Source organism: Oceanobacillus sp. M60, assembly GCF_053839645.1.
The window spans coordinates 291,050-305,741 of the sequence record NZ_JBSSNH010000003.1; the positions used below are offsets into that span (position 1 = coordinate 291,050).

Below are 14,692 nucleotides of genomic sequence, written 5' to 3' on the forward strand. Positions count from 1 at the left end.
GTATTCAGTCTTTCCTTCTCCATACTAAACAAAGGAGTTTTTACGATGACACAATTTCCAGAAGGATTTTTATGGGGCGGAGCAGTAGCTGCGAACCAGGTTGAAGGTGCTTATTTAGAGGATGGAAAAGGATTAACATCGGTTGATTTATTGCCGACGGGAGAAAAGCGCTGGCAGGTCATGACAGGAAAAGTTGATTCATTAAAACCCGTTGAAGGCGAATTTTATCCATCGCATGAAGCCATTGATTTTTACCATCGCTATAAAGAAGATATTGCTTTGTTTGCGGAAATGGGATTTAAAGCATTACGAGTTTCGATTTCATGGGCGCGTATTTTTCCGAATGGAGATGATGCAGAGCCAAATGAAGCAGGACTTCAATTTTATGATGATTTATTTGATGAAATGCGGAAATATGACATAGAACCGGTGGTAACCATCGCCCATTTTGATGTGCCGGTACATTTAATTGAAGCCTATGGAAGCTGGAGAAACCGCAAGCTTGTGAATTTCTTTGAAACCTATGCAAAAACGATTTTCACACGTTACCAGGATAAAGTGAAATATTGGATGACATTCAATGAAATCAACATGCTTCTGCATCTTCCATTTGTCGGTGCCGGATTAGTGTTTGACGAAGGTGAAAATGAGTTGCAAATCAAATATCAGGCAGCGCATCATCAGCTCGTTGCAAGTGCCTTAGCTGTAAAAGCAGGACATGAAATTATCCCGGATGCAAAAATCGGCTGTATGCTGGCAGCAGGTACGACCTATCCGTACACTTCTAATCCGGATGATGTTGCCAAAGCAATGGAAAGAGACCGGGAATCCTTCTTCTTTATTGATGTGCAATCCCGCGGGCACTATCCTGGTTATGCAAAACGCTTTTTCCGGGACAATGGTTTGAAAATCGATATGGAAGAAAATGACGAAGAACTATTGAAGAAGCATACAGTGGACTATATCGGATTCAGCTATTATTCCAGCAGAACAACAAGCACTGATCCGGAAATATTAAAGGATATCACAGATGGAAATGTATTTGCTTCTGTTGCCAATCCATATCTGAAAGCATCCGAATGGGGCTGGACGATTGATCCAAAAGGCTTCCGCATTACGGCTAATCAGCTGTATGACCGCTATGAAAAGCCATTATTTGTTGTGGAAAACGGACTTGGCGCGATTGACAAATTAAATGCTGATGGTACCGTTGACGACGACTATCGTATAGAGTATTTAAAGGAGCATATCGCTGAAATGGGTGAAGCAATAGAGGATGGTGTGGATATCATCGGCTATACCAGCTGGGGCCCGATTGACATTGTCAGTGCCTCTACCGGCGAAATGAAAAAACGTTACGGTTATATTTATGTAGACCGTGATAACGAAGGAAAAGGGACCTTAAAACGCTCGAAAAAGAAAAGCTTTGATTGGTATAAGCAGGTGATTGCTTCGAATGGGGAGAAGCTATAATTTGATTTAGAGGGTAACCGAGAGTTGTTAAGATGAATATTTCCAATCATAAATAAATCGATATAAACGAAAAATGTATTTCAAAAGCCTCGCTGATAGATGAAGTATCATCATTTCAGCGAGGCTTTGTCCCATTTAAGTATGCTTATTTTTCTGTAAAACAACAAGCTGATCCTCTTCATCTAACATTATTTTACTTCTTAACGTAATCAGCTGAATGGTATGGTTCTTCTTTTTGATAAACAGTGGAACCGTATCTTCCGGCAATTGCTCCTTCTCAAGCTTTCCTTTTTGTTTTAATGGGAACTCTTGTATCGTGTAGCCTGTATTGATTTTCTTATTTAATTCGGTAAATACAGCATCTTCATGAAACAGGAGATGTCCTTTTCCTGCAAACGGAATTTTGTTCGAGCCCTCTTGCTTATAGTTGTTGCTGGTAAGGGTAAATGTATGATTATGACCAAATTTAGGTGCATAGGATTGGCTGACTAGTATGTTAAATGCAGCATCTCCAGTTAGAGAAAGAATGGTCTCATATGGTGTCAGATCTACTTCATATTCGCTGTGCTCTGCCAGAATTTGTCCGTGATAAACAGGGATTTCCTTGTTTACAGCAGGCTGCAGCTGTGTGGCGGAAGAATCACTGATTAATACAGGTAAATCCATCTTTTGTAAATAAGCAGCCAATGCAATGGAAAAGCTGTTTGCTCCCACTAATAGGACACCGGGTGCGGTATCATTGGCAAGATGGAGCGCCTTAGCAATTGGCCGCAGTGAAAATCCATGCGCGCATACGGTAATAAATACAAGCGCAAAGGTTAAAGCTGTCAGCATAGCAGCCCCTTCATGTCCGTCATTCAGCAGAATGGTTGCAAAATAACCGGAAACAGACAGAGCCACAATTCCCCGCGGTGCAATCCAGCCAATCAGCATCTTTTCAGAATTAGAAAGCTCTGTGCCAATAGTAGAGAGCCAAATCGATAAAGGCCGTACAATAAATAACATGACAAGAACAAAGCCGATAATCGGCCAAGTGAACATCTCCGCTATTGTCTCCCGTGTTAAAGAAGCCGTCAGTAAAATGAAAATAGTGGATGTCAGCAGGACAGAAATATTTTCAACAAAGTGACTGACTTCATGGCCGATAGAGGATACATAATGTTTGGTACGGCCAATTGTTAATCCCATAACGGTAACAGCCAGCATGCCAGTTTCATGCATAATAACCTCGGCTACGGTAAAACAAAGCAGGAGAAAGGATATAATAATCGGTGTTTTTAGGTATTCGGGAAATACACCTTTGCTGATCATTAAGCTGACCACCATGCCGATTACATAGCCGAGAATAACGGCAATAATGGCACTGAGAAAGAAATGAATTAAGTAATTTGCATGCAGACTTTCTGTTGTAAGTACCTTAATAATTTCGTAAGCAAATAATGCAAGCAGCGGACCGAATGGATCAACAATAATTCCTTCCCATTTAAGGACAGCTGCCGTACGCGGTTTTAATTTTGCATTTCGCAGCAAAGGCAGAATAACAGTCGGTCCGGTTACAATAAATAAACCGCCAATAATGAAAGATATCTCCAGGCTCAAGCCTGCGATAAAATGAGCAGCGAGTGCTCCGCCAATCCAGGCAATGAAAGCACCGAACGTAACGATCCTGAATACGGATTTAGATACGCCTCTGATTTCCCGGACATCGAGGCTGGAGCTGCCTTCAAATAAAATAATGGCGACAGCAAGCGAAATCAATGGACTGTACAGGCTGCCCAATGCTTCTTGCGGGTTGAACAAACCAAGCACAGGTCCCAATAATAGTCCGGCAATAGACATGATGACAATAGAAGGCCATTGAATTCGCCAAGCCAGCCATTGCGAGAAGATACCAACGACAATAATAACAACGATACTGACTAGAGCAATATTTTCCATAGCATTTTCTCCGTTCTTTTAGATTTATGTAAAGTAGTTTATCAATTCTGGGAGAGTTTGTCTTATATTTTGTCAGAAGGTGAATAGATCATATTACTGAATATCGTTTATTTCTTATAATGTGCAACAGCGGCTTCTGCCATCCGAAGAATTTCTGCATGGAGTTCTACTGGTTCGGTAACGGTCATTTGATCTGTAAATCCAAGAAGAAATCTTTTTGCTTCTTCTTTTGTATCAAAAGCTAATTTAACACGTGTCCATCCTTTTTCGTCAGTAGATGCAGTCTCTATTATCCGTGCAAAATAAGTTGAAAAGGAAAGTCTCGGCAGCATTTCTCTGGAAGTATTTACCCATACCTCATAAGTCGGCAAGGCCTTGATAAATGCTTGTTTTGAGTTTTTCCAGTATGCTGCAATATCAAAATCAACCGGTCTTTCAAAGGTTTCTTTGCTTGGCACAGCAGACTGGATTCGTGAAGCGCGATAATTCCGGATATCTCCATTTTCCTTTGCGGCTATCACGTACCAGCTGCTTCCTTTCGCAACTAGTCCCAGCGGCTGTACGATATAATGATTGGTTTGTCCGTCTGCACGCTGATAGAGGATATTCAATTTATTATTTTTCCATATTGCATTTTTCAGAACTTCAAAGGATGCGATTTTTTCTTTTGTTCCCCGCCAGGAGCTGGTATCAATATGAATGCGGCTCCATACATCCTTTGCACTTTCACGATAAGCTGCAGGCAGGGATGCGATAACTTTGTTTCTGGCGTCTTCAGAAGTGCGGGTTAATCCTAAATCATCCAGTAATTGAGGAGCTGCAGGCACGAATAAAGCGCGTATTTCCGATTCCTTTAAGCCGGTCAAATCAGTCTGATAGCCATCAACTAAAGACCAGCCGCCATTTTGGCCGCGATCAGCAAAAACGGGAATACCAGATCCGCTTAAAACCTCCATATCTCTGTAAATCGTCCGTTCGGAGACTTCCAGTTTTTCAGATAATTCTTTAGCAGTCATTCGACCTTGAGACTGCAGCAATAAAAGAATGGATATGAAACGGTCCCCTCGCATGAACATCACCTTTTTTCTAATGAATTATATTAATTAAATGAAATATGACAATAGATGTCAAGAATTAGTTTGTATAATAAAAATATCTGAGGAAGAAAGGATGGAAGAGAATGAAACCATTGAATGGAAAAGTCGCTCTTGTCACAGGCGGGAGCAGAGGTGCTGGACGCGGCATTGCGGCAGAGCTGGGGAAAGCAGGTGCAATTGTATATGTCACAGGCCGCAGTGTTCGGGGAGCATCTACGAATCATTGGCCGGGAACTGTGGACGACACGGTTTCAGAAATAGAAGCTGCCGGTGGAAAAGCCATTGCAATACAGTGCGACCATACCAAGGACGCAGAAACAGAGGCTGTGATTTCTCAAATTCGCAAAGAGCAGGGAAAGCTGGATATTTTGATAAATAATGTTTGGGGCGCACATGACTTGGGTGTGGAAGGAAAACCTTTTTGGGAGCTGACCTTGCAAAATTGGGATACAATGTTTACAGCAGGTGTAAGAGCGCAGCTGGCTGTCAATCACTTTGCTGTTCCCCTGCTTCGAGAAAATAAACAGGCTTTGATAATTCATACAACATTCTGGGATCATGGCAAGTACACTGGCCAATTTTATTATGATTTAGCAAAAAATGCGTTGGTGCGAATGGCATATGGGCTATCTATCGAATTAAAAGCGGATAATATTGCTGTTCTTGCTGTTTCGCCAGGGTTTATGCGGACCGAGCTCGTATTGAAATATCACGGCGCCGATGAAGAAAGCTGGAGGGAGGCAGATGATTTACAGCAAACAGAAACACCCTGTTATGTCGGACGTGGAATAGCGTCATTAGCAGCTGATTTAAATGTGATGGAGAAAAGCGGACTGGTGTTTAGAGCGGGAGAATTAGCGAAGGAGTATGAGTTTACAGATATCGATGGACGTTATATTCCGCCATTTACCATATAAACTTGGACGTATATTATTGTTAAAATAATGGATTACTTGGAAAACAGGTATTCTCTATATAAAATAGCCAGTGTTCTTATATCATAAGGGCACTGGCTGTAAAATGCGTATTTCCTATTATAAATTTTAGATGAAGTAAAATCCGATGCCCATAATCACATATGCAGCTAATAAAGTAAGCCCTTCAAACCAATTGGAATCCCCATCATTCGAAATGGTAATCATTAAAAATACAGCTGTCACCATGCTGATCAGCTCCGGCCATGTAAAGACTAGCGGCATGGATGTGGAAAAGAAGAGAGATAACAAAACAAGAATCGGCAGAACAAACATCGTAATCTGCAGGGTGGAACCAACGGCAATTTCAACAGCGACGTCCATTTTATTTTTATAAGCCATGACAATCGCTGATGCATGCTCTGCTGCATTTCCGACAATTGCAACAATAATAATCCCGATAAATAATTCAGACCACCCAAAGGCAGCGCCGACAGTATCAAATGTCGATACCAGATGCTCGGAAACATAAGCAACAGCAGCTGTTGCAAGTGCCAGGATAACAATTGCTTTGCCTTTCCCCCATTCAGGTTCCTCCTCCTGTTTCGATTCATTTTGTTCGTTATCTGAATGATACACGCCACGGTGGGTAACGAATTTAAATAGTAATGCTGCCAAATATAACACAATTAAAATAACAGCTATTCCAACACTGACAATCATCGTATCACGTTCGTTCAGCGACTGGGTGAATACTTCTGGAATCACAAAGGCAACAATCACAGCAAAAATCAGCATACCGGCATTATGGCGCGCATCGTGTACGCTAAAGGATTGTCTTTTATATTTTAGTCCCCCGACAAAAAAGGATAAGCCGCCGACAAGCAGTAAGTTCCCTAATACAGAGCCCGTTAATGAAGCCAGTACGATTCCGATGAGTCCGGCTTTTAATGCAAAGATAGAAATAATAAGTTCAACCGCATTTCCGAAGGTTGCATTTAGCAATCCTCCAGCTCTTGGTCCTAAAACGATTGCTAAACTTTCCGTAGCTCTGCCGATAAAGCCCGCTAAAGCAATAATCGTCAAGCAATAGATGATAAACATGACGATAGCAGACCAATGAAAGATGGAGCCGATGATGGAAAGCGGCAGTCCAATCAACACGAGTATCATAAATAACTTATTCATCAAAGTCCCTCCGTTTTTCTATATCTGGATAGCTATAGATTACCCCGATTGATTCGATATTATTTGGAGGAAGATAATTCCGCTTAACGTAAACGGTATTAAAATAAAGAGAGATCACATTATTTACACTTGCGCAGTAAAAAAGGTGCAATTCACTTTGCTTTGTTATTACAGATTTATCTGGAGTTAAATAAGGGTATAATAGAATGAGATATTTTGTATTTGTAGAGAATGGAGGATTTATTCTAGAAGCTGCCTCAAAAAAAGTATAAAATAGTCAGAAAGAATAGGTATGAGCTGGGAGGAACAGAATTTCACGGATGAATATAACGCTCAAGCCATATTTAAAAAGGTGAATTGGATCATTTATTATAAGGCCATGTAAACGAGCCTTCTGCATAATATAATGTTTACCAGGAGGCAGATTTGTAATAACAGCTATTCAAACACCATGGAAAAAATGTCAAACGAAAAGAGGAGTGATTTATTATGTCAAACAAAAGAATCCTTGCCATCAGCGACATTCATGGCTGTTATCATGAGCTTGAGCAGCTATTGCAATTAAATCATTATAACCCAAAAGAAGACCAGCTTATCCTTCTGGGAGACTATATCGACAGAGGACCTGAGCCAAAGCGGACGGTTGCTTATATTATGAAACTGGTAGAAGAGGGAGCTATTGCTTTGCGGGGAAATCATGATCAGATGTTTTTGGAGTGTATATTCAGCAACAATCCAGATAAGGAACGGCGTTATTTAATCAATGGCGGGATGGATACGATAGAATCATATGTGGGAGAAGACTTTTTTCCAGGTAATGCTGCAGGGGAGCATTTGCAGGCTGCCAAGGAAAAAATCAAAGAAGATGATAGCGAGCATTTAGAATTTTTATCTAACCTGCCGTATTATTATGAAACGGAAAACCATCTCTTTATTCATGCAGGTATTGATCCTGCATTGGATGATTGGAAGGAGACGCCCGATTTTGATAAAATCTGGATTCGTCAAGAATTTTTAGGCTTTGATCATCCCCACGATTTTACCGTTGTGCATGGTCATACACCGACACAGTATCTTCGCGGAAAAAATGATAATAGCATATTTTTTGGGAATAAAAAAATTGATATCGACGGAGCATGTGCTTATGGTGGAAGGTTAAATTGTTTAATAATAACGGGAGATTCATACGAAACAACGTATATCAATCATATCGAAGCGTAAATCTGTAGCAGGCAGGGGGCAGGGAGATGGCAAATATTCATGATGTTTCGAAAGCTGCAGGTGTATCTGTCAGTACGGTTTCGCGCGTGCTGAATAATCACCCTTATGTCAAAAAGGAAAAAGTGGAGGCTGTGAAAAAAGCAATTATAGAAACAGGTTATATTCCGAATATTAATGCGGTTAATTTAAAGAAAGGAAAGACGCATCTTATAGGCATCGTTTTGCCATTTTTAGACGTGCCGTATTTTTCACAGCTGGTTCAAGGGATATCACAGGCAGCTTCTGTTCATCAATATAAGCTGGTGCTGTATCAGACTGGGTATGACGAGCATCAGGAGAAAGAAGCTTTAGAAATGTTAAAGCTAAAGCAAATAGACAGTTTGATCATTTGTTCCAGAAAAATATCTTTAGAAACAGTGGAACATTATCAGCAATATGGCAGCATTGTTCTATTTGAAAATGGGGAAGATACGCCGTTGAGCTATACGTTTATCGATCATTATGCATGTTTTATGAGGGCCCTGGAGTACCTGTATGAGCATGGACACCGGAAAATTGGTTTTTCTGTCAATCGGCTGGAGGGGGCAAACAGCAGTCAGCGTGAACGTGCCTACCGTGATTTTTTAAAGCTAAAAGGACTCCCTTTTCACAAAGATTATATCTTTAAAAAATGTCTCAATATAGAAGATGGGGAACGTATTTTACGAGAAATCGCTGCATTTCAGGAACGTCCTACAGCTATTCTAGCGACAAGTGATCAAGTAGCAGCGGGTATAATTACTTCCAGTTCAAACTATGAACTCAAGGTTCCGCGTGATTTAGCGGTTATTGGCTTTGATGATCAGCCGATAGCACGTGCTATGCAAATTACTTCCGTTAATATCCCGCTATATTCTATCGGGCAGATTTTGTTTGAACAGGCCATAGCTGTAGAGATTTCCCATAAAGAAGTTTCAACGGAGTTAATGGAAAGGTCAACAGTTTGACGAAAATGTATGAAAAGCAGCAAGGTCTTGAGGATATTTGCTGCTTTTCATGAATATAAAAAAACAATCCGGGCCCGGCAAAAATCGTGGTATATGATACGATCATGCCTTTTCAGTTACACTCATATCAATATCCAAAATCTATGCCGCATGCCGCCGGATTGTTCTCTAACTTGAGTTTACTTTCTGATATCGTTTTCAGGTCAAGTGTTTTTTTATTTTATATATCCGCCTTTTTAAATTTATCAACATAATCCTTTGCTTTTTCGAAATTTAACCCGCTGCAATCCTGCACGTACTTTACAGCCTGATGGTCATCCTTATTATTTTCAAGCATATCTTTTAAATGGCTTACAACCTCCGGGTCTTCTAATTTCAGATAGGGGGAGGCCGAATTATTTACATATCTTTTTAATTCGAAGAAGCCCATACCGGTTTCTTGCCGTACATATTTCATAATTCGTATAAATTTTAAAGGCGATGCGTTATTTTTATTATCTTCAATCATCTCTGTAGCTTCTAGAATAACCTCGAAAGGATCTCTTTGTGATTGGGATGGATTGAATTTATTTCTTTTACGTAAAAATAATAAATAGATTATTCCAGCAACGATCACAATAATCAAAAAGATTTGTATAAAAAGCATATGTCATCCTCCTTCAGCAAATACTTTGTTTTATTATAGCATAAAGGCAATTAGCTTCTAATCGGAGATAAAGTGAGAACTGCAGGAGGCGCTTACGCATTTTGTTAAAACCGCTGGCAGTTAGGTTAATCGGGCTGTTTGCGGCTGTAACGAATATTTCTTCCTTGTTTTTAAAAGCTTTGCAAATCAAAGAACGTTTGTTATAATAGAACAAACGTTCCTTTGGTGGTTTTGATCACTTCAAATAACGAAGACGAAAGCTTTAAAGTTTAGACGTTTGAAATAAATATAATTACTCCGTAACAATCAATTTGCTGAAATGAGAGGTGAGTCCAATGAAACAGGAATCGCTTTTTGGTGAGGATAATAAAAGAAATTCCCCGCTTGCCAGCCGTGTCCGTCCCAGAACACTGGATGAATTTGTCGGTCAGCAGCACTTATTGGCGCGGGGGAAGGTGTTGCGTGAATTTATCGAAAATGACCAGGTGACTTCGATTATTTTTTGGGGACCGCCTGGCGTTGGCAAAACAACGCTGGCTGAAATTATTGCTCATAAGACAGAATCAAAATTTATTAACCTGTCTGCAGTAAACAGCAGCATCAAGGATATCAAAAATATAATGAAGGAAGCGGAAACAAGACGCGATTTCGGTGAAAAAACCATTATTTTTATTGATGAAATACACCGGTTCAACAAGGCGCAGCAGGATGCTTTTCTGCCTTATGTCGAAAATGGCAGTATTATTTTAATCGGGGCAACAACGGAGAACCCTTCCTTTGAAGTAAATGCGGCATTGCTGTCGAGAAGTAAGGTGTTTGTTTTAAACCAATTGGAAATAGCTGATGTTGTAAATCTTTTAAGGAATGCAATAATCCATCCGTATGGATTTGGAGATAAGGATATTCATATAACCGAACAAAGCTTAGAGGCGATTGCAAAGTTTGCAAATGGAGATGCAAGGAGTGCCTTAAATACGTTAGAGATGGCGGTGTTAAATAGCGGCACAAATGCAGGAGGCTTCTATATCAATGAGTCGAATCTGGAACAGCTGATTAACCGGACTTCCTTTCTGTATGATAAAAGTGGCGAAGAGCATTATAATATCATTTCTGCCCTTCATAAATCGATGCGGAACAGTGATGTGGATGCCGCGATTTATTGGATGTCCAGAATGCTTGAATCAGGAGAGGATCCAATCTATATTGCCAGAAGGCTGATTCGCTTTGCGAGTGAAGATATCGGCTTAGCTGATACACGTGCACTGACAATTACCACGGATGTATTTCAAGCCTGCCGTTATATCGGAATGCCGGAATGTGATGTCCATCTTACAGAGGCGGTTATCTATTTGTCACTGGCGCCCAAATCAAATGCCGTGTACCGAGCGCGGCAAAAAGCGAAAAAGGATGTAAAGGAATCGATTAATGAACCCGTACCTCTGCAAATCAGAAATGCACCGACAAAATTAATGAAAGAACTGGATTATGGAAAGGGTTATCAGTATGCGCATGATGAAAAAGATAAATTAACTGCGATGCGAACGATGCCGCCTTCGTTGGAGGGACAGCAGTACTATTACCCGACAGAGCAAGGAAATGAGAAAAAATTTAAAGAAAGATTGAATTATGTGAAGGAATGGCAGAAAAGGAATAATTAACAGCTCAGCTGATGAAGGGATGAAAGCTTTTCTAGCCGGAAGGTAAAAAAATAAGCGTGGTATTTTAACTAAAACCATGCTATACTTTATTTTGCGATGAGCTGATTTGCGTAAGCCGAGAGACAACGTACGATATGCAGATGTGAACTGCATGTTCTTTCGCCGCAAATTTCGAAAAGAAAGGCATCCGTATCTCATACGGATGCCTTTCTTCGTACTATCTCGCTCTTTTAAAAGCCTGACTTTGATCAGCTAAATGAAGTTTTTGGAGAAGCTGACGAAGCGGCTCCCGAATAAGTAAATAGACGCCTATGGAAATAAATACAGCAGCTAAACCATATAAAAATCCGGCAAGCACATCTGTAGGGAAATGTACTCCTAAATAAATTCTCGTAAATAATATAAAACCAATCCAAACAAGTGTGATAAAGCTGATAATTACTTTTTTCCATATTTGATAAACTGAAAGAATAAGTACCATCCCGATAAAACCATAAAAAATCGTTGTAGCTGTGGCATGTCCGCTCGGGAAGCTTTCGTTTGTTTTTTCAATAAGTTGTAAGAAGTTAGGGCGATCACGGTCAACGATTTTCTTTAATACTTTTCCGCCGATTGCTGCGCAGAAAAGAATCGTACCGCCGAACCATAATCCTTCTGCAAATTTATGCTTGAAAAAGAGGACAATACAAATAATAATTGTCATGGCGATAACAGCTTTCATGCTTCCCAGCTCTGTCATAAACATAATAAAAGCTGTTTTTCCTTCAGAAATTGTTCCCTGAATCCGCTCAATCCATGATAAATCAAAGGAACGGATCCAATTGCTTTCAAAATATACACCCCAGGCGATGACGCCGAATAATAATAGAAATATAATCCCTGCCAATAAAAAAGAAGCAGGAGTTAATCTTTGAGACTTCAAAACGCTACCCTTCTTTCTCTCTCTATTTACAATTCCCTATTTAAATTAATTGTCAAATTTTCATTGTACATAATAACAAGCTTTTTTGCATGGAAATAAACAAAAAGTTATGTTTAATCTTTTAGAGAGAAAGGAAAAGATACATAAAGGTTAATTTTTATTTTGTTAACAGTAAAGATGAAGGAGGAAATAAGGATGACACAAGAACAATTAATACTACAAGAGCGTCCAAATGGGCTGCCGGATGAAAATACATTTCAATTTAAAAAGGCAGAAATCGGTAAACCTTCAGAAGAAGAGCTGCTGCTTAAAACGTTGTATGTATCGGTAGACCCCTATATGCGCGGGAGAATGTCTGATGGTCCATCCTACGCAGCTCCTTTTGAAGTAGGGGAACCATTAAAGGGCGCAGCAGTAAGCCAGGTGGTCGAATCCAACAGCAGTAATTTTGAAAAGGGCGACCTGGTAACTGGTACGCTCGATTTTCAGGAATACAATGTGGTCAAAAATGATAAGGTGAGAAAGGTAACTACAAAAGGAATGAGTCCATCAAGCGCTCTAAGCGTGTTGGGAATGCCTGCACTCACCGCCTATTTCGGCATGATGCATATTGGCGAGCCAAAAAAGGGAGAGACCGTTGTTGTATCGGGGGCAGCAGGAGCTGTCGGACAAATCGCGGGACAGCTGGCTAAGAAAGAAGGAGCACGAGTGGTAGGCATTGTCGGATCAGAGAAAAAAGCTGCTTATATTACAGAAACACTCGGGCTTGATGCAGCTGTTGAATATAAAAAAGGAAATGTCAGTGAGCAGCTGAAAGAAACATGTCCAGATGGAATTGACGTCTATTATGAAAATGTCGGCGGTGAAATTTCAGATGCTGTCTGGCCGTTATTAAATGTGTTTGCCCGTGTACCTGTATGCGGCGCGATTTCAGCCTATAATTTAGAAGAAGGAGAAAAAGATATTGGTCTGCGTGTGCAGCAATTCTTGATTAAATCACGTGTGAAAATGCAGGGCTTGCTGGTAGGCGACTTTGCCGACCACTATGATGAAGCCTATCAGGCACTGGAAGAAGCAGTTTCTAATGGTGAATTGAAGTTTGAAGAGACCATTCAAGAAGGGTTCCATTCGATTCCAGATGCGTTTTTAGGACTATTTTCCGGAGATAATATAGGGAAGCAGCTGGTAAAAGTTGCTGATGCAGAATAAGTTTACAGAGAAAGCCGCTTGATTCATATGTTCTGAATAAGCGGCTTCTTTTAAAAAACTAGATTTGTTAAGAAAGAGGTAATGATGGAAAGGCTATCATATTTTCCGGGATGGATTTCTGATTTAATGGAGGTGGACTGCTATGAATACTTTTAAAAATAAACGTTATTGGATACTTATGCCGCCGTCTTTACTCATTTCTATTTCTTTAATCATCTTTATACCAGAAAATAAAGGAATGCTCTATGCGTTTGTAGTCATCGCTTTATTTTGGATTGTGTATTATACATGGACGTATTATGCAAAGAAAAACAGCAGGAACAAGTCAGATAGTCTATAAGGTCATTATTATAAATCACAGTCCCTAAGAAATCATATCAACATGTATCTTTAAAAAAGTCTTCTGCTAAAAGATATAATCTAAGTAATCCCCATGCCCTCGGACGAGCTCTGTTTCGTTTGGAGAAGAAATCCAAAAGTAGCGGAAGGTCAGTCCTTTTTCTTCCCCGCCACCTGTTGGCTGATACTCCCATTCATCAAGAGACTCTGTTACATATATATCATAAAAAAATCTCTGATGAACAGCCCCATCATCATTTTTCCAAAAATCTTCTGCAATCAATGTTTCGACTTTGAAATTTTTTAATCCTGTCTCTTCTTTGATTTCCCGAATGACCGCTTCTTCTGTTTCTTCTCCGTCTTTCACGGTTCCTTTAGGAATTTGTACGCCGGCTGCTGGATTAGAATGCCGGAAAACAAGGACTTGTATTTTGTCTTCTTTCCGTCTTGTTATATAACCGTATACTTTTTGGATTGGAATCACAATCACAGCTCCCTTACCTCCGTATAACTGGCTGCGTTTCTATTTTGACAGCAGAAAACAGAGTCTCTCTGCGGATTTACATCTCTTCATTCTTTTTGACATTGTCTACAAAATCCTTTGCTTCTTTTAAGCCCAATCCAGTCTGTTCACGAACGTATTTTATTGTTTTGATTTCCCCGGTGCCAGATTGAAGCATTTCTTGGACTTTTTCCTTAAGGTCGGAATCTGCAATGGGGCTCTTCATTTTATAGTTCCCCTCAACTAAATTTTTCGCATCCTCCAGTCCAAGCCCGGTTTCGATACGTACATGCTTAATCAATTTAATTTTATTTTCTCCTGATTCCAACCTCTGCTGAACTTCTGGGAGAATCTCTTCTGGAGACTTCAGCTCTCTTCCTTGTCTGTCAGCGGGTTTATTTCTGTTTCGCAACGTTGACAGGTAAATAAGTGCAAGACCAATAACAACAATTAGAATAAATTCCGTGGACATGTGTCTTTACCTCCTATGGCTTTGTTTTATTCATTTATCATAACATGAATCATTATAATCCATAATTCATAGTAAGCATTTAGTTAACGTTCTATAGAAATCATTATAAAATAGGCAATAATTATAT

13 protein-coding genes and 2 pseudogenes are annotated in these 14,692 nt (G+C 39.9%); 7 read left to right on the forward strand and 8 right to left on the reverse strand.

Annotation, left to right across the window (positions count from 1 at the left end; all coding sequences use genetic code 11):
- The first annotated feature begins 45 nt into the window (after positions 1-45).
- Positions 46-1,473 carry a 6-phospho-beta-glucosidase gene (locus tag ACW0TQ_RS09310; RefSeq protein WP_193065006.1) on the forward strand — a complete coding sequence of 476 codons (1,428 nt, stop codon included), beginning with the start codon at positions 46-48 and terminating at the stop codon, positions 1,471-1,473.
- A gap of 135 nt (positions 1,474-1,608) precedes the next feature.
- Here ACW0TQ_RS09310 and ACW0TQ_RS09315 read toward each other — a convergent pair whose 3' ends face one another.
- Both ACW0TQ_RS09315 and ACW0TQ_RS09320 read right to left on the reverse strand, forming a co-directional pair.
- Positions 1,609-3,411 (reverse strand): cation:proton antiporter, encoded by a 1,803-nt coding sequence (locus tag ACW0TQ_RS09315; RefSeq protein ID WP_193065005.1) that lies wholly within the window; start codon positions 3,409-3,411, stop codon positions 1,609-1,611.
- A gap of 107 nt (positions 3,412-3,518) precedes the next feature.
- Positions 3,519-4,481, reverse strand: coding sequence for a helix-turn-helix transcriptional regulator (locus ACW0TQ_RS09320; protein WP_193065004.1), 963 nt, complete (start codon positions 4,479-4,481; stop codon positions 3,519-3,521).
- Positions 4,482-4,591: 110 nt separating this feature from the next.
- Between ACW0TQ_RS09320 and ACW0TQ_RS09325 the strand changes: the two genes are divergently transcribed.
- Complete coding sequence (locus ACW0TQ_RS09325) at positions 4,592-5,425, forward strand: SDR family NAD(P)-dependent oxidoreductase (RefSeq protein ID WP_455725599.1); 834 nt, start codon at positions 4,592-4,594, stop codon at positions 5,423-5,425.
- Positions 5,426-5,551: 126 nt separating this feature from the next.
- Here ACW0TQ_RS09325 and cax read toward each other — a convergent pair whose 3' ends face one another.
- Positions 5,552-6,610 carry a calcium/proton exchanger gene (gene cax, locus ACW0TQ_RS09330; protein ID WP_332094199.1) on the reverse strand — a complete coding sequence of 353 codons (1,059 nt, stop codon included), beginning with the start codon at positions 6,608-6,610 and terminating at the stop codon, positions 5,552-5,554.
- Between the two features lie 489 nt (positions 6,611-7,099).
- Here cax and ACW0TQ_RS09335 point away from each other — a divergent pair, with 489 nt between their 5' ends.
- Together ACW0TQ_RS09335 and ACW0TQ_RS09340 are read left to right on the forward strand one after the other, a co-directional pair.
- Positions 7,100-7,831, forward strand: a complete 732-nt coding sequence (locus ACW0TQ_RS09335) for a metallophosphoesterase family protein (protein ID WP_042532841.1) — start codon at positions 7,100-7,102, stop codon at positions 7,829-7,831.
- A gap of 26 nt (positions 7,832-7,857) precedes the next feature.
- Positions 7,858-8,817: a substrate-binding domain-containing protein gene (locus ACW0TQ_RS09340; RefSeq protein ID WP_042532843.1), complete on the forward strand. Its 960-nt coding sequence runs from the start codon at positions 7,858-7,860 to the stop codon at positions 8,815-8,817.
- Positions 8,818-9,037: 220 nt separating this feature from the next.
- Here ACW0TQ_RS09340 and ACW0TQ_RS09345 read toward each other — a convergent pair whose 3' ends face one another.
- The gene (locus ACW0TQ_RS09345; protein WP_042532845.1) at positions 9,038-9,463 is read right to left on the reverse strand and encodes a hypothetical protein; all 426 of its coding nucleotides are present in this window, start codon (positions 9,461-9,463) and stop codon (positions 9,038-9,040) included.
- A gap of 335 nt (positions 9,464-9,798) precedes the next feature.
- Between ACW0TQ_RS09345 and ACW0TQ_RS09350 the strand changes: the two genes are divergently transcribed.
- Complete coding sequence (locus ACW0TQ_RS09350) at positions 9,799-11,121, forward strand: replication-associated recombination protein A (RefSeq protein WP_455725600.1); 1,323 nt, start codon at positions 9,799-9,801, stop codon at positions 11,119-11,121.
- Between the two features lie 217 nt (positions 11,122-11,338).
- On the opposite strand, the gene ACW0TQ_RS09355 is transcribed toward ACW0TQ_RS09350, so the two are convergent.
- A complete protein-coding gene (locus ACW0TQ_RS09355) occupies positions 11,339-12,043 on the reverse strand; it encodes a phosphatase PAP2 family protein (RefSeq protein ID WP_455725601.1) in 705 nt (234 codons plus the stop codon).
- A gap of 195 nt (positions 12,044-12,238) precedes the next feature.
- Between ACW0TQ_RS09355 and ACW0TQ_RS09360 the strand changes: the two genes are divergently transcribed.
- Both ACW0TQ_RS09360 and ACW0TQ_RS09365 read left to right on the forward strand, forming a co-directional pair.
- A complete protein-coding gene (locus tag ACW0TQ_RS09360) occupies positions 12,239-13,252 on the forward strand; it encodes an NADP-dependent oxidoreductase (RefSeq protein ID WP_042532850.1) in 1,014 nt (337 codons plus the stop codon).
- Positions 13,253-13,394: 142 nt separating this feature from the next.
- Complete coding sequence (locus ACW0TQ_RS09365; RefSeq protein WP_042532852.1) at positions 13,395-13,592, forward strand: hypothetical protein; 198 nt, start codon at positions 13,395-13,397, stop codon at positions 13,590-13,592.
- 66 nt (positions 13,593-13,658) lie between these two features.
- On the opposite strand, the gene ACW0TQ_RS09370 is transcribed toward ACW0TQ_RS09365, so the two are convergent.
- The 3 genes and pseudogenes from ACW0TQ_RS09370 to ACW0TQ_RS09380 all read right to left on the reverse strand — a co-directional run.
- Positions 13,659-14,075, reverse strand: coding sequence for an NUDIX hydrolase (locus tag ACW0TQ_RS09370; RefSeq protein ID WP_042536111.1), 417 nt, complete (start codon positions 14,073-14,075; stop codon positions 13,659-13,661).
- Between the two features lie 91 nt (positions 14,076-14,166).
- A pseudogene (locus tag ACW0TQ_RS09375) lies at positions 14,167-14,247 on the reverse strand (ribosomal protein L7/L12); the annotation flags it as partial.
- An 84-nt stretch (positions 14,248-14,331) separates the two neighbouring features.
- Positions 14,332-14,565 (reverse strand): annotated as a pseudogene (locus ACW0TQ_RS09380) (ribosomal protein L7/L12); the annotation flags it as partial.
- Positions 14,566-14,692: the final 127 nt, after the last annotated feature.